Here is a 23,621-nt window from a genome sequence, read left to right as displayed (position 1 = left end):
TTCGCGTGCCGCAAGCGTAACCGCCGCACGCAAGCTCGTTTCCCGCTAGCCCGCGCAATCCACGCAGACGGGCAGGCCATCTTCCACGTGATCCAATTGGGAGCGGTGGTGAACCAGGAAGCACTGCGAGCAGGTGAATTCATCATCCTGGGCCGGAATCACATTGACGGATAGCTCAACATTGGACAGGTCCGCGCCGGGCAGCTCAAAGCCCTCGGCCGCTTCGACCTCGTCCTCGTCAACCGCACCGGATTGCTGGTCCGAGCGCCGCCCGGCGAGCTGCTCGAAGGAATCCTCGCGGAGCTCCTCGTCTTGCTTGCGCGGAGCATCGTAATCTGTTGCCATAAAGTCACTCTCCAAAAGTGCCGGGGTCCACGCGGTGGATTCCGCACGAACCGGCGTCCACCCGCGAGAAACGGATCTTTCCGCCCTCGCGTATGGTCCTGACGGGTGGTACTGCGCGCTTAGTGTAACAGCACCCGCGCCACATGGAAACACACCCGCGCCCAATGCCTGCTTTTCGGGCCCGGAGGTGGCACCCTAAGAGTGGTACCAAGAGTAAGGGAAGAGATGAAAAAGCTGGAGCTGCTCGGCTTGCAACCCGACGGTCACAACCTCACGCTTAATGATGAGGAGGGCAATCGCTACCTGCTGCCCGTCACCGATGATCTGCGGGCGGCCCTGCGCAAGGATCCCCATCCCAGCGCTCCTGATGAGGAGATCACTCCGATGGGGCCGCGTGAAATCCAAGCTTTGGTGCGGGCAGGCCGCAGCGTTGATGACATTTCCGAGATGGCCGCGCTGCCTCCTTCGCGTATCTCCGCCCTAGCTCACCCTATTATTGCGGAGCGTAACTACACCGCCGCGCAGGCCCGGAACTACACTCTCGGGCGCGATGTGGGAGGTTTCACAGTTGAAGAACTCGTCACATCGCGGCTGGTTGCCCGCGATGTGGATACCGCGTCGATTACGTGGGATGCGGTGCGTGAGGCCGGGCAGCCCTGGGCGCTGATTGTGCGGTTTATCTCCGCCGGCCGCGAGCACGAGGCCCGCTGGTTTATTGATACGGATCGCCACACTCTCCAGGCCCGCAATGATGAGGCCTCCTGGCTGTCGGAGACGTCCCTCACGGCCGATGCCGGCCCGTGGCGCCCGGATCACACCCCCGCGGTGGTGCCCGGCGCTACGGATCCTGTTTTTTCGGGTACGACGACGCCCGCGGCGGTTCCCGCCGCGGTGGCCTCCCCGGCGGCGGCCCTCCCGAACACGGTGGATACTCCCCCGGCGCGTGCCTCTATTGATGAGGTGCTGGCCTCGCTGGATTCTCAGCGTGGTAAGTCACGGCCCATGCCGGATGCCGATCATGATGTTGATCCCGATGAATGGGATGGGGCGCATCGAGCTCCCGAAGATGAGGAGGAGCTGCGGGCTCCGGCCACTATCGTTTCCTTGCCTTCGCGCGAGGGGCAGCTGCCCGGCCAGCGGGCGCTGCTGGAGCCGGAGGAGCTGGCGCCGACCCCGGTGCTTCGCCCGGCTTCCGCTTCGGATGCGGGTGCTGGTTCTGATGCGAGTGCTGGGGCGGTCTCCGGTGCGGGTGCGGAACCGAGCGGTGCGGATGCGGCTAGTGGTACAGCAACAGAAAGCCCGACTCCCGCGCCGGCACCCACCGCGGCCTCCGCACCGGCGCCCGATAAAACGGCCCCGGCGAGCGCACCGGAGAAAGCCGCTCCGGCAGCTACCGAGGCGCGGCGCGGGCGCAAGCGCACGGATCGGCCCACTATGCCGTCCTGGGATGAGATCGTCTTCGGTAAAAAGGACTAGTTCAGGCGCGCTACCTGAGCTCCAGGAGCAGGGGAATCAGCATTTCCGTGGGGGTGAGCGAACCGTGGACCCCGCGCATAAAGGTGGCGCCCGGCTGCATCTGCCCGGTGTGGACCACGCTCAGGCGACCGCGCTGGAAAGCGAGCACATCCCCCATGGCTTCGCGTGCCTGCGCGGTAACCGGCCCGAACATGCCGGTGGCGATGGCTTCCTCTTTTGTGTAGATCCAGGAGCGCTCCCCCAGGTAGTCCCGCCAGCGTGCCGCGACCGCTTCCGGTTGCCGGGTGTAGAGATGCACCGCGCGTTCTTCCCCGGAATACAGGTCCACGCCCTCGCTTAGGGCCGGCGTGGTAGCTACATCGATGCGCTCGCTCGGATCGACCATGCCGTGATCAGCGGTGAGGACCAGCAGGGTATCCGGGGGTAGCAGCCGAGTGAGCAGGCGGATTCCGGCGTCCAAATCTTCGAGCGCCATAGTCCATTCTTCGCTGGTGGCACCCCAGCGGTGCCCGCGGTGATCAACTTCCCCCCAGTACAGGTAAGCGAAACGCCCGCCCTCGCGCAGAAAACGCGCGGCTAGATGCACCCGGTCATCGAGGGCCGGGCCCCCGATCGCGGTAAAGCCGCGCCAGGCGGCCCGGGTCAGCCCCGAACCAATATGGTCCGGATCCTGGATGGCTCCCAGCTGCTTGGCTATGCCGGGCCGGGCGGCCTCCAGGCGCTGCGCCCAGGTGGGGACCGGCTGCCATTCCTCCGGATCGAGCCCGCTATCCTCCCAGCTAATCAGGGAGAAATTGCGGCCGGTACGCGGGGAGCGCAGGGAGTAGGACAGCATCGAGGTGCGCCCGGGGAGTTCCCCGGTGCCCAGGGTGGTGAGGGCGGCCGCGGTGGTGGATGGCGCGGTGGAGGTGAGCGGTTCGCGGGTGGTGAGCGCGCGCAGGGTGGGCGCGTGACCAATGCGCGCCGCGAGGTTCTCCGCTCCCAGGCCATCCACGAGAACGAGGCAGACCCGGCTGGCACGCGGCAAATCCAGCACGCCCGCCCGCGCCGTTTCGGATAGGCCAGCCCGCGCTGTTTCGGGCGCACCCGCACTCTGCGCCGGGGCCAGCACCGCCTGCTCCGTTTCCGCCGCCGCGGATTCCATTTCGGGTAGCACCCCGCAAGCAGCTAAACATTCACCCAGGACGGCACGCAGCGAGCGCGCGGCGGGCAGCACAGGAAGCTCAGTCATGCCTCTCAGTCTACTTTCCGCCTCGACACTCCTGCGCCGCCGCCCCGCCCGCGGCCAAAAAGCGGGATAATTGAGCAATGCCCAAGAATACGAGCCCCGCGGAACATATCGTCGATATTAACGTGTCGGAGGAGATGCGCACCTCCTTCCTCGAGTACTCCTACTCGGTGATTTACGCGCGTGCCCTCCCCGATGCTCGCGACGGCCTCAAGCCGGTGCAGCGCCGCATCCTCTTCCAAATGGGGCAGATGGGCCTGCGCCCCGACCGCGCCCACGTGAAATCCTCGCGCGTGGTGGGTGACGTGATGGGGCGCCTCCACCCGCACGGTGATACCGCTATTTATGACGCAATGGTGCGCCTCGCCCAGCCTTTTACCATGCGCTTGCCGCTGGTGGACGGGCACGGTAATTTCGGTTCGCTCGATGACGGGCCAGCTGCCTCGCGCTATACCGAGGCACGCCTGGCGGCCCCGGCCATGGCGATGATTTCCTCGCTGGACGAGGACGTCGTTGATATGGTCCCCAATTATGACAACACCCTCCAGCAGCCCGAGGTGCTCCCGGCCGCCATCCCTAATCTGCTGGTCAATGGTTCCTCCGGTATTGCGGTGGGAATGGCGACGAATATTCCACCGCATAATCTTATTGAGGTTATTAACGGGGCGAAGCACCTGCTGCGCCACCCGGATGCGAGCCTCGAGGATATTATGCGTTTTATCCCCGGCCCGGACCTGCCCGAAGGCGGCAAAATTATTGGTTTGGACGGCATCCGGGAGGCGTACGAAACCGGGCGCGGCATTTTCCGTACCAGCGCGACGGCGCGCATCGAAAAAATCAGCGCCCGTAAGCGCGGCATTGTTATTACGGAATTGCCCTATCTTGTGGGTCCGGAAAAGATCATTGACAAGCTCAAGGATGCCGTTAACGCCAAGAAAATTCAGGGGGTCTCCGGGGTTCAAAACCTGACCGACCGGCACCATGGCATGCGGCTCGTCGTCGAAGTAAAAAATGGGTTCCACCCTGAAGCGGTGCTCGCCCAGCTCTACCAGCACACCCCGCTCGAGGATTCTTTCGGGATTAATAATGTGGCTTTGGTTGATGGTCAGCCGCAAACCCTGGGGCTGCTGGAACTGCTGCGGGTGTGGATTAAGCACCGCATCACGGTGACGCGCCGGCGCAGTGAGCACCGTTTACGGGCCGCGCAATCTGATTTGCACCTGGTGGAGGGCTTGCTCATTGCCGTCCTCAATATTGATGAGGTAATCGCGGTTATTCGTTCTTCGGAGGATACCGCGGCGGCCCGCGAGCGACTCATCGCTGTTTTTGATCTCTCCGAGGCGCAGGCCGATTATATTTTGGAGCTGCGGCTGCGCCGCCTCACCAAGTACTCCCAGATTGAGCTGGAAGGGCGCCGCGAAGAGCTGGAGCGCACCATCGCGGAGCTGCAAGAAATCCTCGGTTCGCCCGAGCGGCTGCGGGAGGTTGTGGCTTCCGAGATGACGGAGGTGGCCCAGCAGTTCGGGACCCCGCGGCGCACCGTGCTGTTGGAATCGGATGGGGCGGCCAGCGCGGCGGCACCGGCTGCTCTCCCCCTGGAAGCTTCTGATGATCCGACCTGGGTATTGCTCTCGGGAACGGGGCTGGTGGCGCGCACCGTGGGCGGCGATGCTCCCGAGCGCAGCGGCCCGCGCCGTGCCCACGATGCGATTATTTCGCGAGTTGCCGCCACGGCCCGCGGGCATATCGGGGTGGTGACCAGCTACGGGCGCATGATCGACCTGGATGTGCTCACCATCCCGGCGCTTCCCGATACCGCGGGGGCTCCCTCGCTGGCCGGTGGCACCCCGATAGCGGATCTGATTTCTCTGGATTCCGGGGAGCGCGTGATCGGGCTGGCCCCGCTTACCGCCACTGAGGGCGATCCGGTTCTCACCCTGGCCACCGCGCACGGGCGAATTAAGCGGGTGAACGGCGCATACCCGAATAAGGAAAGCTGGGAGGTTATAACCCTGGCTGAGGGCGATAGCGTGGTTGGTTGCGCGCTGGCCCGCGATACCGATCAGGTGGTGCTTATTACGAGCGATGCGCAATTATTGCGCTTTGAGGCATCACTGGTGCGCCCGCAGGGCCGGGCCGGCCAGGGTATTGCCGGGATTCGCTGCGCAGAGGGCGCCCAGGTGATTACCCTCGGGGTGGTGCCCGGTGATGATCTTGCCGGTTCCCTGGTGGCCACGATTGCCTCGAATGCGCAGGCGCTCCCGGGTACCGAACCGGGCAGCGCGAAGGTGACGCCGCTGGATCGTTTCCCGGCGAAAGGCCGGGGTACGGGCGGGGTGCGCGCCCAGCGTTTCCTGCGCGGGGAAAATATGTTGGCGGTGGCCGCTATCGGCCCGGAGCCGCTGCGCGCCATCACGGCCTCCGGCCAGCCCGTTGAGCTACCCGAGGTTGAAGAAAAGCGGGATGCTTCGGGCAGCGCCCTGACGGTCCCGGTGGCGGCTATCGGAAGCTAGCCGCACGGCCCGGTCGCCTCGCTGCACGTACCATCGCACGCCGCTAGGCACCGCCTGCTACGCCGCCGCGGAACCCGGCTCCTTAGGAGCGCGCCGGCAGATCCGGGAGCGGGTGGTGCACCACCCGGGTGCGTTCGGTGACCTCGAAGCCGAAGCTTTCATACAGGCTCAGGCGCGCCGCGCTTTCGGGAGTCAGGCGGCTGCCGTCCGGCTCGTAGTGGACGGTGAGATCCAGGGTGGTGGCATCCATGCCGCTATGCGCCTGGGCGGCAATACTGGCGGCCAGCAGGCGGGCATTGACCCCGTCCGGGCTTTCGGCCCGCACCGCGAGCTCATCCACATAGCCCTCCTGGAATCCCAGACCGGGCCAGTCCTGTTCATAGGCGGCGGTCATAATGCACCCGAGTACCCGGGGCCGATCCCCGCGGGTATCCACCGCCAGGAAACTCCATTCCCGGCGCATAAAAGCACATTCGATACGCCACTGCTCCCGAGTGTAAATCGGGTAATTCAATTTATCTGCGTAAAAGGAATTGTGGGCGAGAAGCGCGGCGTCGTCCCGATCCGGGGTGAGGGGAACCAGCTCCACGCCGCTATTATCCGTATGCGCGGAAGCGGGCAGGGGCAGCGGCCCGCGCGTGAGCGGGCGGCGCATTTGCAGGTAGGAGAGCCGGTCGGTGAAACCGGCGGCCGCCAGGGCCCGGCCCCGTTCGGGATCCCAGCTTTCCACATTCGCCACGGCCACCGGGTGGAGGGTGCCGGCCGCCAGGGCCGGGGCGCGGCGTAATTGTTCGGTGAGCACCTCGCGGGCGGCCTGTTCCCGCACCTCCGGGCTGAGCTCGGGGTGCACGCTGGCCGAGAGCGTGACCGTGGGATGCGCGGTGCGCGCATCGTAAAGGCGCACGATACCGAAGGCGAGGAGGCGCCGGCCCGGTGCTGCGTCGTCGTACCACCCAAAAACGCTATGCGGAACCGAGGGCTCAAACATGAGGTCGATTTCTTCACGCGAGGTGCGGAAACTGGAGTTCACGGAGCTTTGGTGGGTGTCCAGCAGCGTGAAAATCGCGCGGGCATCCGCCGCCGTGAGATCGCTCCACCGTATCGCGCCGTTACCCATGAGCCCTCCTTTACGGGTATGACTCTCAAGTGTAGCGAAGCGCGGGCCGGGAAACTTAGGCATCGATCTTGTCGTAGGAAATATGCTCGGCACCCTCGACAATAAATTCGCGGCGCGGAGCCACCTCGTTACCCATCAATACCTCAAAAACGGACTCGGCTTCCCGCAGCGCGGCTTCGTCCTCGATCCGGATACGCCGCAGGGTGCGGTGGGCCGGATCCATGGTGGTTTCCGCGAGCTGGTGCGCGTCCATCTCCCCCAGGCCCTTGTAGCGCTGGATGGGCTCCTTATAGCTTTTCCCGGCGCGTTCGAGCTTCTTGAGTTCCCGATGCAATTCCTCTTCGGAATAGGTATAAATATACGAGCCCTTTTTCCCGCCGCGGCCGGCCACCTCGATGCGGTGCAGCGGCGGCACCGCGGCGAAAACCCGCCCGGCTTCCACGAGGGGACGCATATAGCGGAAGAACAGCGTGAGCAGGAGCGTGCGGATATGGGCGCCGTCTACGTCCGCATCCGTCATCATAATAATTTTCCCGTAGCGCGCCGCGGCGAGGTCAAACGTGCGCCCGGAGCCGGCCCCCACCACCTGAATAATGGAAGAAACTTCCTGGTTGCGCAGAATATCGGCGGGCGAGGCGCGCTGCACGTTGAGGATCTTGCCGCGGATGGGCAGCAGAGCCTGGAATTCCGAGGAACGCGCCAGTTTCGCGGTGCCCAGCGCCGAATCCCCCTCGACGATAAAAAGTTCGGTGTGTTCAATATCATCGCTGCGGCAATCGGCGAGCTTGGCGGGCAGGGTGGAATTTTCGAGCGCATTTTTGCGCCGCGAGATTTCCTTATGGACACGCGCAGCCACCCGAGCCCGCATTTCCGCCACGATTTTTTCGAGGAGCCGCGAGGTTTCGGTTTTTTGGTCGCGTTTCGTGGACGCCAGGATACTGTGGAGTTGTGCGGCGACGACGCGCGCCACAATAGGGCGCACTGCCGCCGTCCCCAGGATCTCCTTCGTTTGCCCCTCGAATTGGGGTTCGGCCAGCCGAACCGTGACAACCGCGGTCATCCCGGCCAAAATATCGTCTTTCTCGATTTTGGCATCTTTGGCGGTGAGCTTGAGGCGCCGCGAATTGGTGTCGATCAGGGCGCGCAGGGTTTTCACCACGCCCTGCTCGAAGCCGCTCTGGTGCGCCCCTCCCCCGGGCGTGCGAATAATATTAACGAAGGATTCCGTGGTGGTGTCATATCCGGTTCCCCAGCGCAGGGCCACATCCACTTCGCAGGTGCGTTCAACTTCCTGGGCGCGCAAATGCCCACTTTCCGGGTCGAGCACCTGCACGTTTTCGGTGAAAGTTTCACTGCCCGTGAGGTGCATGGTGGCGGTGAGGGCCGGATCGGTGGCCAGGTAGTCCGCAAAATCGACGACGCCGCCCTCGTAGTGGAACACTTCCTCATGGGGGCCGTTCTCCCCCGGGGTACCCGCCAGGTCGCGCTCATCACGGATGGTGATGGTCAGGCCGGGCACCAGGAACGCGGATTGGCGTACCCGTTCGGTGAGCAGGTCATAGGAGAATTCTGCTTCGGCCAGGAAAATCTGGGGGTCAGCCCAGTAGCGCACGGAGGTTCCGGTGTTTTTCTTCGCTACTTTCCCGACTGTGTCAAGTTCGCTGCCGTGGGTAAAAGCTTCGAAAGGTGCTTCCGGGGAGGGCTGGGCGCCGTCCTGAAAACGCCCGGGTTCCCCGCGCTTGAATTGCATCTGGTAGATTTTGCCGCCGCGCCGGACTTTCACATCCATGCGCGCGGAGAGGGCATTGACCACCGAGGCACCTACGCCGTGGAGGCCGCCGGAGGCGGAATAGGATCCGCCGCCGAATTTTCCGCCGGCGTGCAGGCGGGTGTACACAACTTCCACGCCGGAAAGTCCCACCCCGGGAACGGTATCCACGGGGACGCCGCGGCCGTCGTCGGTTACCTCAACCGAGCCGTCGGCGTAGAGGGTGACGGTGATATGGGTGGCGAATCCTTCCAGGGCTTCGTCGATTCCGTTGTCGATGATTTCCCAGAGGCAGTGCATGAGTCCGCGTGAATCCGTGGAGCCGATGTACATGCCGGGGCGTTTGCGCACGGCTTCCAGGCCTTCGAGGACTTGGAGGTGACGAGCTGAGTATTCTTCGGAAGTTGACACACCGGTAGTTTACGCGAACGGCTGTTCGCGAGCCGCCGCGGCGCGCGTGAGAGTGTGTGAATGCGTGTGAAAGTGCGTGAAAGTGTGGGAATCCCACGGTTCACACCAGTCCCAGCGGGGCGCATTAACTCAAAAGCGGCCCGGATGGGCCGCTGGTGGTGAGATCGAAGCGAAGCTAGGCGATATTTTCGCGTTCGTCTTGAATCTCAAGGGCATCTTCACGCAGCTTATCGAGGTGCTGGGAAGCATGATGGCCGCAGAAGAAAAGTTCTCCATAAGGCAGGCGTACCCGAACGTAAGCCTGGGCTCCGCAGGCATCGCAACGATCCTGCGCGGTCAAGGGAGCTAATTCAGTCAATGTAGTACTCACATACCTATCAAAGCATAAAAGGGCGCGCTTATTCCTGAGGAGAAGATCACCCCAGGCCCGTGCTCTCGGTAAGCTGAACGCATGGGTGTTTCTCAGGCGCACGGTATTTCTTCTGGCTACGCTGCCCTCGATCTGGAAACCACCGGTTTAGATGCGCGCACTGACCGGATTGTGGAGATCGGGGTGGTGCTTCTGGATGAGCAGGGCAACCCGGAGCGCGAATGGGACAGCCTGGTGAACCCGCTGCGGCCCATGGGAGCTACGGAGATTCACGGGGTACACGCTGCGGAAGTGGCACAGGCGCCGTCGTTCTCACAACTGCTCCCTCACGTGGAACGGTTGCTGCACGGGCGTATCCTCGTGGCGCATAATGCCCGCTTTGACCTGGATTTTCTCAACGAAGCTTTTCGCCGGGCCGGAAGCCCGCTACGTATCCCGCTCAGCGCCGCCGTGTGCACGATGGATCTCTCGCGCATTTATGTTCCGGAGGGGCGCCATTCCCTCATGGCCGTGGCCCAACGGGCGGGAATAGAGATAGAAGAACACCACCGCGCCATCACGGATGCGCGTATGTGCGGGCGGCTCCTGGCGGAATATCTGCGTCGGGAGGCGCGCGGGGAACGCTACGCCACCCGCGCGCACAGCCGAGACGGGCGGGAAATAACAGCAGCGGCGTGGGACGATGCTCGCCGCCACGCCGCTGAGATTATTTGGCCCACCCCGCTATTCGAGGTGGAGTTTCCCGGTGTGCGCCGCGCGCGCCGGGAACCTGCCACGCCTGGATTTACTCCAGGTAGTCACGCAGCACCTGCGAACGGCTCGGGTGGCGCAGCTTAGACATGGTCTTGGATTCGATCTGGCGAATGCGTTCGCGGGTGACCCCGTAAACCTTGCCGATTTCATCCAGGGTTTTCGGCTGGCCGTCGGTGAGGCCAAAGCGCATGGAAACCACCCCGGCTTCGCGTTCGGACAGGGTATCGAGAACGCGATGGAGCTGCTCTTGGAGCAGGGTGAAGCCGACGGCATCCGCCGGGACCACCGCTTCGGAATCCTCAATGAGATCACCGAATTCGGAATCGCCATCTTCACCGAGCGGGGTGTGCAGGGAAATGGGTTCCCGGCCGTACTTTTGAACTTCGACGACCTTTTCTTCGGTCATATCCAGTTCTTTCGCCAGTTCCTCGGTGGTTGGTTCCCGCCCGAGTTCCTGGAGCATCTGGCGCTGGACCCGCGCGAGCTTGTTGATGACTTCAACCATATGCACCGGGATACGAATGGTGCGGGCTTGGTCTGCCATAGCACGGGTAATGGCCTGGCGAATCCACCAGGTGGCGTAGGTGGAGAACTTGTAGCCCTTGGCGTAGTCAAACTTTTCGACGGCGCGCACCAGCCCCAAATTCCCTTCCTGAATAAGATCAAGGAAGAGCATGCCGCGGCCCGTGTAGCGCTTGGCCAAAGAAACTACCAGGCGGAGATTCGCTTCGAGCAGGTGGTTCTTGGCGTGCTTGCCATCGCGGGAAATAATCCGCAGTTCACGGATATAGGCGTGGTCTTTCTCCTTATCGAGATTGCCCTGGTCCAGCAGGTGCTGAGCGTAGAGCCCGGCCTCGATTCGCTTGGCGAGTTCCACTTCTTCAGCGGCGTTGAGCAGGGGAACTTTACCGATCTGCTTGAGGTAGTCCTTGACCGGATCCGCGGTGGCACCGGCAACGTGAACACGCACCGCCGGTTCATCCGAATCGTCGGAATCCTTGACGGTGAAACCACCCCGGGAATTACGCCCGGTTGTTTCCGTTTTGGCGGCGCTATCCGTTTCCTTATCGGCTTCGTCCTCTTCTTCCTCGGGCTCCTCTTCGGAGTCCTCAGAATCGTCTTCGTCGTCCTCGAGATCGTCGTCTAGATCCTCGGCATCAACATCCTCAGCATCGACGTCGAAATCCTCATCTTCGAGATCCTCATGTTCTTCGGGATCTTCGGGTTCTTCCTGCTTAGCAGTAGCACGCTTCGAGGTGGCCTTCTTGGTGGAAGATGCCGAAGAAGCCGCCTTGGATTCGGCCGCCTTGGAGGTGGTCTTCTTCGCGGTAGTCTTGCGGGTGGCCGGCTTCTTAGCGGCCGACTTCTCCTCCTTGGATTCCGCGGTGGCTGCGGAAGCCTCCGTGGCTGCCGTAGCAGTTTCCGGAGCTTCGGCTTCAGCGGCTGCCTTCTTAGTGGAGGTCTTCTTCGCCGCGGTGGACTTCGACGCGGTGGACTTCGAGGCAGCGGACTTTGTAGCAGCTGACTTCGCGGTGGTGGCCTTCTTCGTGGAAGATGCCGAAGAAGCTGCCTTGGATTCGGCCGCTTTAGATTCAGCCGCCTTCGATTCGTTTGCCTTGGAGGTGGTCTTCTTGGTGGCAGCCTTCTTGGTAGTGGTGGCCTTGGTGGCAGTGGCCTTCTTAGCGGCCGGCTTCTTCGCAGCCGTTGTGCTTTCGGAAGCGGTAGCTGCCGAGGTGGCCGATGCCGTGCGACTGGAGGAGCGAGAGGCCGCCTTCTTCTTCGTACCCGAAGCGGATGCGGAGACCGCGGTGTCCTTTTCCACGGCAGCGGTTTCTTGTGCACTGGCAGACTTTGTGGCCACGTGAGACCTTTCCCTAGTGTTATCAACGAATGCCGAGAATCGGCACGGGGTTATCCACCCCAAAGAGCTACTTAGCGGAACGCGCCCGACCCGCTTTTTGTTCCCCGGCCTCCCCAACGTGCCGATCCTCACATAGCATTCTTATCCCCGGCGACTATAGTTCTCCCACTTCCGCGAGCGCGAACTTCAGCCGCCGGCGCAAACCTCCGCGAGCGCGAACTTCCCCGCCAGCGCACATACCACATTCACCCACGCAGCTACTTAGGCTGCTTGTCTGCCGGGTCCGTATTGGTCCATAGTTTCCGGCTCTTGGTCCGCAGCTTCCGGCTCAATATCCACCGAACCGCACGGTGTGGCCGCGTCACCAGCGCCGTCGCTATCCGCGTTGGCAGCTCCATCACCATCCGCGTTACCAGAACCGCGACTGTCCGCGTGCCCTTCACCGCCACTACCAGCTTTGGCGCGCGAGCAGCTCCCACTCCCGTTCGGACCTAGCAGCCAAGGCGGCAGCGCGTTCCATTCGGCAGCGTCTTTGAGCATGCGAGCCAGGCGCGAGCCGGGATTGATTTCCAGCGCTTCTTGAGCGCGTAGCGCCGTCATGGAGTTTTGCCCCACCCACCAGGCTAAATACGCCGAGCAGGCATAGGGAACCTCCACTCCTTCCGGGGCCAGCCGAGCTAATTCATCCAGCAGCGCCATCATCCCCAAGGCCCGCACAATATTGGGGCGCTCCCCCACCCCGGTGGCAAAGCCCACCGCGGGATCAACGGATGACATCGGTAACAGCGGATCGTGTTCGAGGGAAACCTGCAAGATTTTGTCCCGAATAGGAATATGCGTGAGCCCGGCCAGGGCCCGCCCCGCTTCGCGGGTGGTGATGCGCGGCGGGCCGGCTTGGCGGCGGCGCACCACCCGGGCGAGGAGCATATCCCAATGCTCTTCCAGCGCGGTGACCTCCTCCCCGCGTGCTTCTTCCAGCGCCACGGCGGTATTACGCACCCGGGTGGGACTGGCTTTGACAATATTCCGGCTCGGTTCTTGTTCCAGCGGAGCCGAACCCTTATATACAAGAGCAGCTGCTGCCTCGGTAGATTCCAGTTCTTCCCAAGGGCAAAATGTTTCTTCTCCCATATCCATAAATCCTTCGTTATCAGCAATGAAAAAATCACAGCTCCACGCATCGCGAGTGCCCGGGTCGCCATCCCAGAGCCGGGAAAGAGCAGCGCAGAGCAGCTCCAAGAGGGCTAGCACCGAGGCAAATTCGCGGGTGTGCGCGAAGCGAACAAAACTTGGGCAGTACACCACCGCCACGCAGCTAAACATGCGGCAGGCTGCTACCGCGTCAGTAATCTGCCGCGCAACATAGGGTGAGATAGGCCCGGCGCGCAGATCTACCCGAATGAGTGGCGTTTCACCCCCGGCCACGGCAACTTCCGGCCGCTGTGAAGATTCCAGGGAATCGAACCATTGAGGTAGTTCCTCACTCTCCGGGCCCACGGCCCGGTGTATTTCCGGGCTTCCCCCGAAGAGTACGAAGTGGTGGCGCGGGTAATAGCCCAGCAGATGGGGAATAACAGCGAGGGCATCGCGCGGATGATGAAGTGTGATTGTGTCCATAGCACTAGATAACCAGCTTCAGCAAGCGCGTGCTCGCGAGTGCCGGTACCCTGTGGATGGGGCGCGCACCTCACGAATCTGTGGATAAAAGAAGCGGAGCATGAGCAATGGAGTGGAGCACTCGCGATTTCACCAACGGGGTTGATAGCCGTATTGAGGCGCGTTTGGATTCGCTGCGCCGCTGGAATCAGCCCGAGGTGGAAGATTTCATCGATACTGTTACCGCGCTGGCGTCCGGCGGTAAGCGGACCCGGGCGCGGCTGGTGCGGGCCGGGATGCTCGCTACTCTCCCGGATCCTACCTGCCCGGATATGGTGGCGGCGGTCCGTTTAGGCGCGGCCGTGGAACTTTTCCAGCTCGCGGCCCTCATTCATGACGATATTATTGACGCTTCTGCCACGCGCCGCGGGGTCCCCACGGTGCATGCCGAGTTGGCGAATTATCACCGCGCATCGGGCTGGGATGGTTCCCCGGAACGCTACGGTTTCCGCTCCGGTTTGATTGTGGGTGATGCCGTGCTGGCACTGGCGTCCCAAGAAGCGGTGAGCGCCGGGCGCAGTGCCCCCCTCGAGCCGTTCTTCACCATGTGTGAGGACGTTGGTATCGGCCAGTTCCTCGATATCCGCTGCGAATACACCCGCGCAGCTACCCGGGAAGATATCCACGCGATTATCACCCATAAAACGGTCTCGTATTCCGCGCTCTTCCCCCTGCTTATCGGGGCGGCGCTCGCCGAACAACCCGCCCCGGAAACAATCGCAGATTTGCGGGCTTTCGCCACGCCTTTCGGTGAGGCCTTCCAATTGCGCGACGATATCCTCGGGATATTCGGCGATCCGGCCGTCACCGGCAAACCCGCCGGCGATGACCTCACGGAAGGGAAAAACACCTTCCTCTTCCTCGAAACATTGGAGCGAGTCAGCGAGGTGGATGCCCGGTGGCTGCGGTCCTTGCGTGGGAAGCGTCTGGAGGGCGACGACGTCGCTCGCGCTCAGGCCCTCATGGAGGACTCCGGAGCGCGGGCTCACGTGGAAAAGATGATTCGCCAACGTGAAGATAGTGCGCGGGCTATCTTGCCGCGCCTGAATGAGGCCGCCCGCGAGAGCTTAGGGGAACTCCTCCAGCGCCTGCGCTCACGCACCCACTAGAAAGCCAGGCCGGCGATAACGCGCCGGACCGCATGAGTATGCCCGGTAATCAGCGCATCCAATGGGGTGTTGCGTAGTTCCGGTTCGAAGCGGCGCAGCCATTCCTGGGCTTCGTCGTCGTTATATCCGGCATCGCGCAGGGAAATAATGGTGCCGCGCAGCGAGGGCAGGGGTACGCGCCGCCCCTCTTTCACCACAAATTGCCCCGCATCGGCATAGAGTGCGTTATTTTCCCCGCGCCGTACCGCCAGGAAACGGGCATCGCGCAGCTGGGAGCGTACCGTACGCAGATCGGTTTCGAGGTAATCGGCCAGCTCCGGAAGGCTCAACCACGTCACAGTTGTATTCTCTTTTTCCACGCTTCCCATCTTAATGCCGCGGCCGTCCAAGCGCGCAGGTGGGCAAGAGCGCGGCGTCGTCGCCATTACAAAATCGTCACAATCTGGTGACATTTTCACAACAGTGCACTATTGTCACAAGTGGAACAGCGGCCGGGGCGCAATCGAGATGTCCCCCGCACCGGCCAGGAAGTGAGAAACGGTGGGATCGAAGGCGAATCTGGCACGTTTGCGGGCGCAGGCACCGGCCCCGCGCTACGAGCTTTCGCACGCGGAAATCGCGGCGCGTTTAAATGCGATTATCGCCCCGAGCCGGGCGGAAACACAGAAGATGGTGCGTGATACGGCGGCGCTTATGGGCGTCAATCCTCGGCTTGCAATGGCGCATGCCTATATCGAATCCGGTTTTAATTCCCGGGCGCTCTCCCCCAGCGGTGCGGCGGGTGTGATGCAGCTGATTCCCGCGGCTTCGCGGTGGGCGGGGCGGATGGTCGGCCGTGATCTGGACTGGCTTATTCCCGCGGATAATATCACCGCAGGTATTGCGATTATTCGCTATTTGCAGCGCCATACCTCCAGTACCCACGAGGCAATTGCCGCCTACTATCAGGGCCTGGCGCGGCTGCGGGAGGCGGGGCCGTATCCCTCGACCCAAAAGTATGTGCTGCGGGTCTTGCGCGCGGCCAAGAGTTTCTAAACGCGGCGTTGCGAAGCGGCGCGCTACCCTAGGTGTGTGACTATTCCTTCCCTGCCGACCGGGTGGCTTGAGGGCCGCTACCGTCTCGACGCCCCGGTGGCGCGCGGCGGGATGGCCACGGTGTACCGCGGCTACGATACGAAGCTGGATCGCGTGGTGGCGATCAAAATTATGCACCCCGATTTAGCCGCCCTCGATGATTTCACGCGGCTTTTTCAGCGGGAAGCGCGGGCGGTTGCCGCGTTGAGCAGCCCGCATATCGTCACTATTTATGACCGCGGGGTGTGGAACGACGGCGCAGCTGAGCGCGCGTACCTCGTTATGGAATACGTGCCCGGCCCCACGTTGCGCCACGAGCTGGAGCGCCTGGGTTCCTTCCAGCTCGGCACCGCACTCGACATCTGCGACCAGGTGCTCCAGGGCCTGGCCGCTGCCCACCGGGCCGGCATTATCCACCGGGATATCAAGCCGGAAAATATTTTATTCGACGACGCCTGCCCGCCGCCCTCCCCTGTCCGCCCTCCACAGCTCGCGGTGACGGTGACCGATTTCGGATTGGCACATGCGGTGAGTGCTTCCTCGGGGGCGCTGCCGCGCTGGGGAACTCTTGCCTATACCGCTCCGGAAATTTTGGAGCAGCGGGCGGTGAGCCCGGCCTGCGATATTTATGCCACCGGCCTGGTGCTTTTTGAGTTACTTGCCGGGCGCCTGCCCTGGGCCGGGTATTCAGCCGCGCAGCTCGCGGCGGCCCAGGCCCGGGATGATCTGCCGCGCCTGGCCGGGGATAATCCGTGGCTGCCGGCGCAGGTGGATTCTTTTATCGGGGTGCTCACCGCGAAGAATCCGGCGGATCGCCCGGCGAGTGCCGTGGAGGCCCGCGAGTTGCTGCGGGGGCTGCGGGCTGGCATCGCTGATGATGCCGCGCTGCGGCGTATTCCGGTCACCCCGCGCCGCCCGCAGCCGGTGCACCGTGAGGATGAGGCGGGCGGTTGTGGTGGCGCGGAGCTGGAGACCGCGGTTGCCGCAAGCACGGGGCGCGCCGCCACGCTCAACGCTGGCGCGGATGCAACCGTTCCGGTGCGCGCCCCGGTGCACCGTGCTCCGTCCGTCCTCCGCCCCACCCAGAAACTTACGGCGCGGCCGGCAAGCTCGCAGCAAGATACGGCACTCTCGCCGCGCGGTGCGGGAACACCTCGGCAGCACAGCGCTGGGCGGCGGCGCGCCCGCGCGTGGCGGATTGCTGCCTGGATATGCACAATTGCATTGCTGGCCGGGGCAGGAGGTGCCACCTGGGCGCTCACGGCCGGCCCGTGGGCGCGGGTAACGGTGCCTGAGCTTGCTACCGGTCTCACCCAAGCACGCAGCCAGATAGAGGCGCTCGGGCTCACGGTGGAGACGGAGGTGCGCGGCGGGAACGGCGCGGCACCGGGCACCGTACTGGGTAGCGATCCGGAGGCGGGGAGTCGGGTGCGCCCGGGAAGCACCGTTGAGCTCCTCATTGCCGGTGCGGCCCTGGACTCGACCGTTCCCGACGTGGCGGATATGGCGGAGGCGGAGGCGCGCGCCGCGCTCAAAAAAGCGGGCTTCCAGGTGCAGGTACGCTACCGGGAAATACGGGCTGCCGCGCCGGGCACCGTACTGCGCCAGGATCCCGGCCCCGGCATAAGCGCCGCGCCCGGGCAGAAGGTCACCCTTATTATTGCGGCGCGGTAGCCAGGCCACGCTAGCCCAGGCCACGCGCGCCCCGCCCTCGTTTTACAGGTGCACGTCGCGCAGCATTTCGGCCAGCTGGTAAGCCAGCTCGAGGGACTGCTGGTGGTTCAGGCGCGGATCGACCAGCGATTCGTAGCGTTCGGTAAGGGTTTCCTCAAAGATCTCTTCGGAGCCGCCCAGCACCTCCGTCACGTCATCCCCGGTCAGTTCCACGTGAATACCGCCCGGGTGGCTACCGAGGGCTTCGTGGACCGCGAAGAACCCACGGATTTCCGCCATAATATCGCTCAGGCGGCGGGTCTTAATTCCATTGGAAGCCTTGATGGTATTTCCGTGCATGGGATCCGAGACCCAGGTGACCGGGCGGCCATCACGCTGCACCGCTTCCACCAGGGGCGGCAGGGCTTCTTCTACCCGCCCGGCCCCCATGCGGGTAATGAAGGTGAGTCGGCCCGGTTCACCTTCCGGATTGAGCTTATCGATAAGGGCGAGAGCGGTATCTGGCGTCGTCGTCGGACCTAATTTCACCCCGATCGGGTTACGTGCGTGGGAGAACATTTCCACGTGGGCGCCATTAACATCGCGGGTGCGTTCCCCGATCCACAGGAAGTGTGCGGAGGTGAGGTAGGGGTCGTGGGTGCGCGAGTCGATGCGCATCATAATTTCCTCGAAGGGCAGCACCAGGCCCTCGTGGGAGGAATACAGTTGTGTTTCTGCCAGCTGGGCGCCGTCGACCCCGGCCGCGGTCACAAAACGCATGGCGCGATCAATTTCGCTCGCGGTTTTTTCGTACCGCACGTAGGCCGGGTTGGCAATAAAACCGCGGTTCCAATCGTGCACGGAACGCAGGTCGGCGAAACCGCCGCGCGTGAAGGCACGCATGAGGTTAAGAGTGGCCACCGAGTACAGGTAAGCCTCCTCTAAACGGTGCGGATCATGGCGGCGCGCCGCGGCCGTGAATTCGTGCCCGTTAATGGAATCGCCCAGGTAGGAGGGCAGGGTGGTGTCCCCAATAGTTTCGGTGGCCTGGGAGCGCGGCTTGGAGTACTGGCCGGCCATCCGCCCGATTTTCACCACCGGCACCGAAGCCCCGTACGTCAAAATAACCGACATTTGCAGGAGGGTGCGAACCTTGGCACGGATGCGATCCGCGGTGATTTGCTCGAAAGATTCGGCACAATCCCCACCCATGAGGACGAAAGCTTCGCCGCGTTGCGCGGCCGCGATACTTTCGCGCAGCCGATCACATTCACCCGCAAAAACCAGGGGCGGCATTTTCGCCAAGCGCTGCATAACCGCAGCGAGCTCTGCTTCGTCCTCGTAATGAGGTTGGTGCAGAGCGGGCTTCTCGCGCCAGGTGTGGGCCAGCGCGGCAATTTTATGAGTATCGTCCTCAAACATAAACGAAATCTTAGCCCGGAACGGGTGCGCGGGCAGAATCGCGTCGATGCAATGAGACGCGCGCGTCACGAAACACGAACCGCACCACCACGCGCGGCACCGCGAAACACGAACCGCACCACCACGCGCGGCACCGCGAAACACGAACCGCACCACCACGGGCTCCGCAGAAAAAACTCGCCCCGCACCAGGTCAACCGGTACGGGGCGAGCAATCGCGTGTGAATACGGTTCAGCCGGGCCGCCCAGGCCCACGGCGCAGCCGCATTAGGCGTGCGGGCGGACCTCCTGGCCGATGGCCTTCATGGTCTCCACGAACCAATCCTGGGTGATATCGAAAGCCTTGTGGCCCTTCACCCGCGGGAAAGCAATATTGGTGAGGACGTTACCGTTTTCCTCATCGTGGCCGATGAGGCCGGGCTTGCCTTCCAGGGCGCACTGCACAGCCAGATCCACCATGCCCTTAATGAGGCGCAGGTCCTCAGCATTGGCGTGCCAGGCGCGCGAGAAGTACCCGGACTTTTGCACCATAACCTTTTCCGCGCCGAGCTTCTGCGCGAATTGCTCCGCGAACCAGCGGCCCGGATTGACCTTATCGAGCTGGACGTGCCCGAAGGGATCGCGCGGCACTTCCTGGCCGGCGGCTTCCATTTCGGCCACAATTTCATCCACACCCGCACCTTCGGAAAGGAAGATATTGACGTTGCCAATCTCATCCATGATCTTCTTCAGGCGCTCGGCTTCGCCGTTGATATCCAGCGCCATTTCGGGCAGGAACACGGCATGTACATCCCAGCGTTCCTTGGTCAGGCCAAGCGCCGGAGCCCATTCCTGCTCCTGAACCCAATCGTGGTAGTACTTGGAAGCCTGCGCGGTGAGGTAGCCGCAATTACGGCCCATAACTTCGTGCACGATGAGCATGCGCGGGTTGGAACGATGCTCACCAATAATATGCTGGGCGTAAAGCGAGGCTTCCTCCGCGGCGGTCCAGGCACCCAGGGACTGGCGCACCGGAATAATGTCATTATCGATGGTCTTAGGCAGACCCACAACCACGAGGTGATGCCCGTTTTCCTCCAGGTAGGCAGCCAGATCCGCGGCGGTGGTATTCGTATCATCGCCGCCGATGGTGTGGAGCACATCCACGCCATCTTCCACGAGGCGCTGGGCGGCGAATTCCAGCGGGTTCACGCCTTCTTCCACGAGGCCACGCTTGACCAGATCCTCGGTATTGGTCAGCTTGACGCGAGAGTTACCGATGGGCGAACCGCCGAAACGGTGCAGGATATGGGCCTGTTCGCGCCCTTCTTTATCGATGGTGATGTAATTCCCGGTGAGCAGCCCGTGGTAGCCATGCTGGTAGGCAATAATTTCCACATCGGGCGCAATTTCCGTATAGCGCTCAATGAGGCCACCCACGGCCGAGGACAAACACGGGGCGAAACCTCCGGCGGTCAAGAGCGCAACGCGGCGGACAGTCATCGTTAACCTTCCGTTTCTGATTGGGGGATTATTCCGCTGTTGATTATACCCGCCGCTATAGTGTCTTTCATGGGAGAAGGACCTACAGGCGAGCGCCCCGAAAATAGCTTCGATGCGCAGTGGGACAAGATCGCGCGCGAACTGGAAGCCGAAGGCGTGGGAGCCAATATCGATAGCGCCCGCGATGGCGGCGGCGCGCTGCCTCCGGTGGATACTTCCCCGCGTTACACCGATGCCGCGTGGGCACTGGGTGGTGGGCGCGCGGCCGGCCCGCGCGATTGGTCCCCAGCCCCGGAAGATTCAGATTTTTCCGACGACGACGCCACTTTCGACCCAGCCTCTCGCGAAGAATACTATGTTCCCCAAGCCCCCGCCCACCGCTACGCCAGTCTCGCATGGGTGGCCACCGGGGTGCTGGTCCTCATCAGTGCACTCATGTTTATTGGCCTACTGCCCGCCCCGCGCCTGACCGCGTGGATCCTGGCCGGCGGGGCGCTGGTGGGCGTGGTTGTCGCCATTATTTTGACGGCACCCGCCCGCGAAGATACCGATCCGTACGACGACGGCGCCCGCCTGTAGCACGCCCCTTCCCCGCGAATTTATGTCGTAGCTCCGCGCTAGGGTAAAAAGCATGACATCGCGGTATGCTCAGCGCCCTGGCACCCGGATCGATACCGAACCCATTGAGGTGTATCGATCCGGCCGCCCGTTGCTGCCCCGCCAGCTGGAATTCGCGGACCTCGGTACTCCCCTGGAGGAAGTGACCTTCGTGGTGGTGGACGTGGAAACCACCGGAGGGCAGCCCGGGGCGCATTCACTCACCGAAATAGGGGCGGTGAAAGTTTGCGGCGGGGAGGTGGTGCAGGAGTTTTCCTTACTCGTCAATCCCGGGGTGCCCATCCCGGCTCAGATCACCGTGCTCACCGGAATCACCACCGCGATGGCGGTAAGCGCTCCCCCGCTCAGCGAGGTCCTCCCTGCTTTTCTCAATTTTCTTGAGCCCGATGTCCCAGCGCTTGACGGTGGAGCTCCTGTTTCCGGCGGTGGGACTCCCGTTCCAAGCAGTAGAGTGCCTGCCCGAAACCGGGCGGCGGAACCACCGGTGCTCGTGGCTCATAACGCCCGCTTCGATATGTCCCATTTGCGCGGGGCTTGCGAGGCGATAGATGTGCCCTGGCCACGGCTGCGCGTTCTCGATACCCTCGGGCTGGCGCGGCGTATTTTCACCCGCGACGAAGTCCCCAACCATAAATTGAGCACCCTGGCTGGCTACTGCCGGGCCACGGTGCAGCCAAGCCATCGTGCCCTCGATGATGCGCGGGCCACCGTGGATGTGCTCCACGCGATGATCGGGCGGCTCGGCCCGCTGGGAGTCACCCATATTGAGGACCTGCTCACCGCATCCAATCCGGTTCCGGCCCGCCGGCGCCGCCGCGCCGTGCTCGCCGATCAGGTGCCGCACGGCCCGGGTAGCTACCGTTTTATCGGCCCGAATGATGAGGTTCTCTACGTGGGCAGCTCCGGGAATATGTACCGGAGGGTGCGCCAGTATTTCACCGCCGCGGAAAAACGCCGCCGCATGGCAGAAATGGTAGAGCTGGCCACCCGGGTAGAAAGCACACCCACCGCCACTCTGCTGGAGGCACGGGTAGTGGAGCTGCGCGATATCACCCGCTTCGACCCGCCCTATAATCGCCGCTCGCGCCGCCCACAAACCCGCACCTGGATCAGCTTGGATACCACGCCCGTGGCACGCCTGAAAATAACGCGCAGCTGTTCGGCAACGGAAGTCGCGAATTCCCTGGGACCTTTTGGCTCCCGCAGCGCTGCCCGGCGCGCCGCTGAACTCATCGGCGATGAAGCCGGGCTCAACCCCGCCGGCCTCAATGTGCCCCGCCAGGCAGATCTGAGCGATTGCCCGTGCCGTTTTACCTCCCACGCGCCCTGCTATCTTGCCCCGCGAGGCACCGTGAACACCGCCGCGGTGGCCATCTCCCGCGCCCGCCGGCTGCTGGCCGGCTCCCTTGCCGAAGTGTGGGATCACCAGATGGCCCGCATTGCCCGCCTGGCCGGTGCAGAACGTTTCGAAGAAGCCGGAGTGGAACGCGACCGACTTTCGGCGCTCCTCACCGCAGCCCAGCGGCGGGAATTGTTGGTTCCGCTGTGGCAAGCAAGCTGCGTCGTCGCTGCGTCTAAACGAGAGGATCACTGGGAAATTATCCTCGCGAGTTACGGCAGGCTGCTTGCTAGCGCGACGGTCGGCGAAGCCCGCGATGTTCCCGAACATGCCGCAGCGCTCCGCAGTGCCACTCCCCTGCTCGCGGCTCCCGCCCGCGCCGCCGAGCACGCCCACCCGGAGGAAACCCAGCTTCTGGCCGCGTGGCTAGCTGATCCGCGTTCGCGGGTGCTCGCTATTGAGGGCGAGGTTCCCCTCGCGGTCCCCCTCGCCTCCGCGCACCGCTTCTCCGCTTCCTTCCCGGGCGCCGAAGAATCGCCCGGGTTGGCTGAGCGCTAAACCTCCTCCATTCTCGCCACCTATGTGCCAGACACCACATATACTGATGACGTTCGCATTCAATTACTGTTCGGAGATTCCGAACATATCTAACGGGCGGCACCGCGATGCCGCCCAGAATTGGAGTATGAGAATGGCAACCTACACCCTCCCCGATCTTCCCTACGATTACGCGGCACTCGAACCGCATATTTCCGGAAAGATCATGGAGCTCCACCACGATAAACACCACAAGACCTATGTGGACGGTGCCAATAAAGCCCTGGAGAACCTTAGCGAGGCTCGCGAGAAGGGCGATTTCACGGCGGTAAACCAGTACACGAAGGATTTTTCCTTCAATCTGGGCGGTCATATTAACCACTCGATTTTCTGGACCCTGCTCTCTCCCAACGGCGGTGGGCAGCCGGAAGGCGAACTTGCCGAAGCGATCAAGGATTCTTTCGGTGATTTCGCCACCTTCCAGCAGCAGTTCACGGCCGTGGCCACCGGCATTCAAGGCTCGGGCTGGGCGGTGCTCGGCTACGATTCCGTGGCCGGCAAACTGGTGATCTACCAAATGTATGACCAGGCCAATAATGTGCCCGCCGGGGTGCTGCCCGTTTTCCAGCTCGATATGTGGGAGCACGCCTTCTATCTTGACTACCTCAACGTCAAGGCCGATTACGTCAAGGCGATCTGGAATATTGTCAATTGGGAAGAAGCCGGGAAGCGTTTGACCACTGCCCAGGAGCAGGCTGCCGGCCTCCTCATTCGCAAATAACTCACGCGCACACCGCGCCGGTGCTATTCATAGTCCTGACTTGGCTCATTTAGTGCGACTTTGGCAGTGACTCGATAAGCACGGCCACGTCCGCCGGCAGCGGGGTGTG

General features: G+C 63.0%; 19 protein-coding genes. 9 read left to right on the top strand and 10 right to left on the bottom strand.

The window, feature by feature from the left end; genetic code table 11:
• Positions 1 to 45 precede the first annotated feature (45 nt).
• Positions 46 to 345: a DUF4193 domain-containing protein gene (locus tag ACRQFC_RS07585; protein WP_016442648.1), complete on the bottom strand. Its 300-nt coding sequence runs from the start codon at positions 343 to 345 to the stop codon at positions 46 to 48.
• Positions 346 to 570: 225 nt separating this feature from the next.
• Between ACRQFC_RS07585 and sepH the strand changes: the two genes are divergently transcribed.
• A complete protein-coding gene (gene sepH, locus ACRQFC_RS07580; protein WP_284896611.1) occupies positions 571 to 1,821 on the top strand; it encodes a septation protein SepH in 1,251 nt (416 codons plus the stop codon).
• A 10-nt stretch (positions 1,822 to 1,831) separates the two neighbouring features.
• Here the strand turns inward: sepH and ACRQFC_RS07575 are convergent, their stop codons facing one another.
• Positions 1,832 to 3,052 (bottom strand): alkaline phosphatase family protein, encoded by a 1,221-nt coding sequence (locus ACRQFC_RS07575; RefSeq protein WP_284896610.1) that lies wholly within the window; start codon positions 3,050 to 3,052, stop codon positions 1,832 to 1,834.
• Positions 3,053 to 3,129: 77 nt separating this feature from the next.
• Between ACRQFC_RS07575 and ACRQFC_RS07570 the strand changes: the two genes are divergently transcribed.
• Positions 3,130 to 5,562, top strand: a complete 2,433-nt coding sequence (locus ACRQFC_RS07570) for a DNA gyrase/topoisomerase IV subunit A (protein ID WP_284896607.1) — start codon at positions 3,130 to 3,132, stop codon at positions 5,560 to 5,562.
• A gap of 82 nt (positions 5,563 to 5,644) precedes the next feature.
• Here the strand turns inward: ACRQFC_RS07570 and ACRQFC_RS07565 are convergent, their stop codons facing one another.
• The 3 genes from ACRQFC_RS07565 to ACRQFC_RS07555 form a co-directional block, all read right to left on the bottom strand.
• The gene (locus ACRQFC_RS07565; protein WP_284896605.1) at positions 5,645 to 6,679 is read right to left on the bottom strand and encodes a hypothetical protein; all 1,035 of its coding nucleotides are present in this window, start codon (positions 6,677 to 6,679) and stop codon (positions 5,645 to 5,647) included.
• A gap of 55 nt (positions 6,680 to 6,734) precedes the next feature.
• Entirely contained in the window at positions 6,735 to 8,858 is a 2,124-nt protein-coding gene (locus tag ACRQFC_RS07560; protein ID WP_284901383.1) for a DNA gyrase/topoisomerase IV subunit B, read from the bottom strand.
• 175 nt (positions 8,859 to 9,033) lie between these two features.
• A complete protein-coding gene (locus ACRQFC_RS07555; RefSeq protein ID WP_026428827.1) occupies positions 9,034 to 9,228 on the bottom strand; it encodes a DUF7455 domain-containing protein in 195 nt (64 codons plus the stop codon).
• Positions 9,229 to 9,309: 81 nt separating this feature from the next.
• On the opposite strand from ACRQFC_RS07555, the gene ACRQFC_RS07550 reads away from it, so the two are divergent.
• Entirely contained in the window at positions 9,310 to 10,065 is a 756-nt protein-coding gene (locus ACRQFC_RS07550) for a 3'-5' exonuclease (protein ID WP_284896600.1), read from the top strand.
• Here ACRQFC_RS07550 and ACRQFC_RS07545 read toward each other — a convergent pair.
• Positions 10,013 to 11,842 (bottom strand): RNA polymerase sigma factor, encoded by a 1,830-nt coding sequence (locus ACRQFC_RS07545; protein ID WP_407706198.1) that lies wholly within the window; start codon positions 11,840 to 11,842, stop codon positions 10,013 to 10,015. The genes ACRQFC_RS07550 and ACRQFC_RS07545 overlap by 53 nt on opposite strands.
• A gap of 261 nt (positions 11,843 to 12,103) precedes the next feature.
• Positions 12,104 to 13,459 carry a DUF4192 family protein gene (locus tag ACRQFC_RS07540; protein ID WP_284896598.1) on the bottom strand — a complete coding sequence of 452 codons (1,356 nt, stop codon included), beginning with the start codon at positions 13,457 to 13,459 and terminating at the stop codon, positions 12,104 to 12,106.
• Positions 13,460 to 13,566: 107 nt separating this feature from the next.
• On the opposite strand from ACRQFC_RS07540, the gene ACRQFC_RS07535 reads away from it, so the two are divergent.
• Positions 13,567 to 14,607: a polyprenyl synthetase family protein gene (locus tag ACRQFC_RS07535; RefSeq protein WP_284896596.1), complete on the top strand. Its 1,041-nt coding sequence runs from the start codon at positions 13,567 to 13,569 to the stop codon at positions 14,605 to 14,607.
• On the opposite strand, the gene ACRQFC_RS07530 is transcribed toward ACRQFC_RS07535, so the two are convergent.
• The gene (locus tag ACRQFC_RS07530; protein WP_284896594.1) at positions 14,604 to 14,945 is read right to left on the bottom strand and encodes an Rv2175c family DNA-binding protein; all 342 of its coding nucleotides are present in this window, start codon (positions 14,943 to 14,945) and stop codon (positions 14,604 to 14,606) included. The genes ACRQFC_RS07535 and ACRQFC_RS07530 overlap by 4 nt on opposite strands.
• A 202-nt stretch (positions 14,946 to 15,147) precedes the next feature.
• Between ACRQFC_RS07530 and ACRQFC_RS07525 the strand changes: the two genes are divergently transcribed.
• Together ACRQFC_RS07525 and ACRQFC_RS07520 are read left to right on the top strand one after the other, a co-directional pair.
• Positions 15,148 to 15,642 carry a lytic transglycosylase domain-containing protein gene (locus ACRQFC_RS07525; RefSeq protein WP_284889556.1) on the top strand — a complete coding sequence of 165 codons (495 nt, stop codon included), beginning with the start codon at positions 15,148 to 15,150 and terminating at the stop codon, positions 15,640 to 15,642.
• Positions 15,643 to 15,678: 36 nt separating this feature from the next.
• A complete protein-coding gene (locus tag ACRQFC_RS07520) occupies positions 15,679 to 17,355 on the top strand; it encodes a protein kinase domain-containing protein (protein WP_284896591.1) in 1,677 nt (558 codons plus the stop codon).
• Positions 17,356 to 17,397: 42 nt separating this feature from the next.
• Here ACRQFC_RS07520 and ACRQFC_RS07515 read toward each other — a convergent pair whose 3' ends face one another.
• The gene (locus ACRQFC_RS07515) at positions 17,398 to 18,756 is read right to left on the bottom strand and encodes a class II 3-deoxy-7-phosphoheptulonate synthase (RefSeq protein WP_284896589.1); all 1,359 of its coding nucleotides are present in this window, start codon (positions 18,754 to 18,756) and stop codon (positions 17,398 to 17,400) included.
• Positions 18,757 to 19,022: 266 nt separating this feature from the next.
• Positions 19,023 to 20,237 (bottom strand): pyrophosphate--fructose-6-phosphate 1-phosphotransferase, encoded by a 1,215-nt coding sequence (locus ACRQFC_RS07510; RefSeq protein WP_284896588.1) that lies wholly within the window; start codon positions 20,235 to 20,237, stop codon positions 19,023 to 19,025.
• Between the two features lie 69 nt (positions 20,238 to 20,306).
• Here ACRQFC_RS07510 and ACRQFC_RS07505 point away from each other — a divergent pair, with 69 nt between their 5' ends.
• The 3 genes from ACRQFC_RS07505 (at position 20,307) to ACRQFC_RS07495 (ending at position 23,512) form a co-directional block, all read left to right on the top strand.
• Complete coding sequence (locus ACRQFC_RS07505) at positions 20,307 to 20,816, top strand: SdpI family protein (protein ID WP_284896586.1); 510 nt, start codon at positions 20,307 to 20,309, stop codon at positions 20,814 to 20,816.
• Positions 20,817 to 20,868: 52 nt separating this feature from the next.
• Positions 20,869 to 22,752, top strand: a complete 1,884-nt coding sequence (locus ACRQFC_RS07500; protein WP_284896584.1) for a DEDD exonuclease domain-containing protein — start codon at positions 20,869 to 20,871, stop codon at positions 22,750 to 22,752.
• A 133-nt stretch (positions 22,753 to 22,885) separates the two neighbouring features.
• Positions 22,886 to 23,512, top strand: coding sequence for a superoxide dismutase (locus ACRQFC_RS07495; RefSeq protein WP_284896645.1), 627 nt, complete (start codon positions 22,886 to 22,888; stop codon positions 23,510 to 23,512).
• Positions 23,513 to 23,621: the final 109 nt, after the last annotated feature.

This window comes from Actinotignum inguinis, assembly GCF_051265835.1.
Taxonomy (GTDB): Bacteria; Actinomycetota; Actinomycetes; order Actinomycetales; family Actinomycetaceae; genus Actinotignum; species Actinotignum timonense.
The sequence above is the reverse complement of the archived record's forward strand: the minus strand, read 5'-3'. Positions and strand labels throughout refer to the sequence as shown.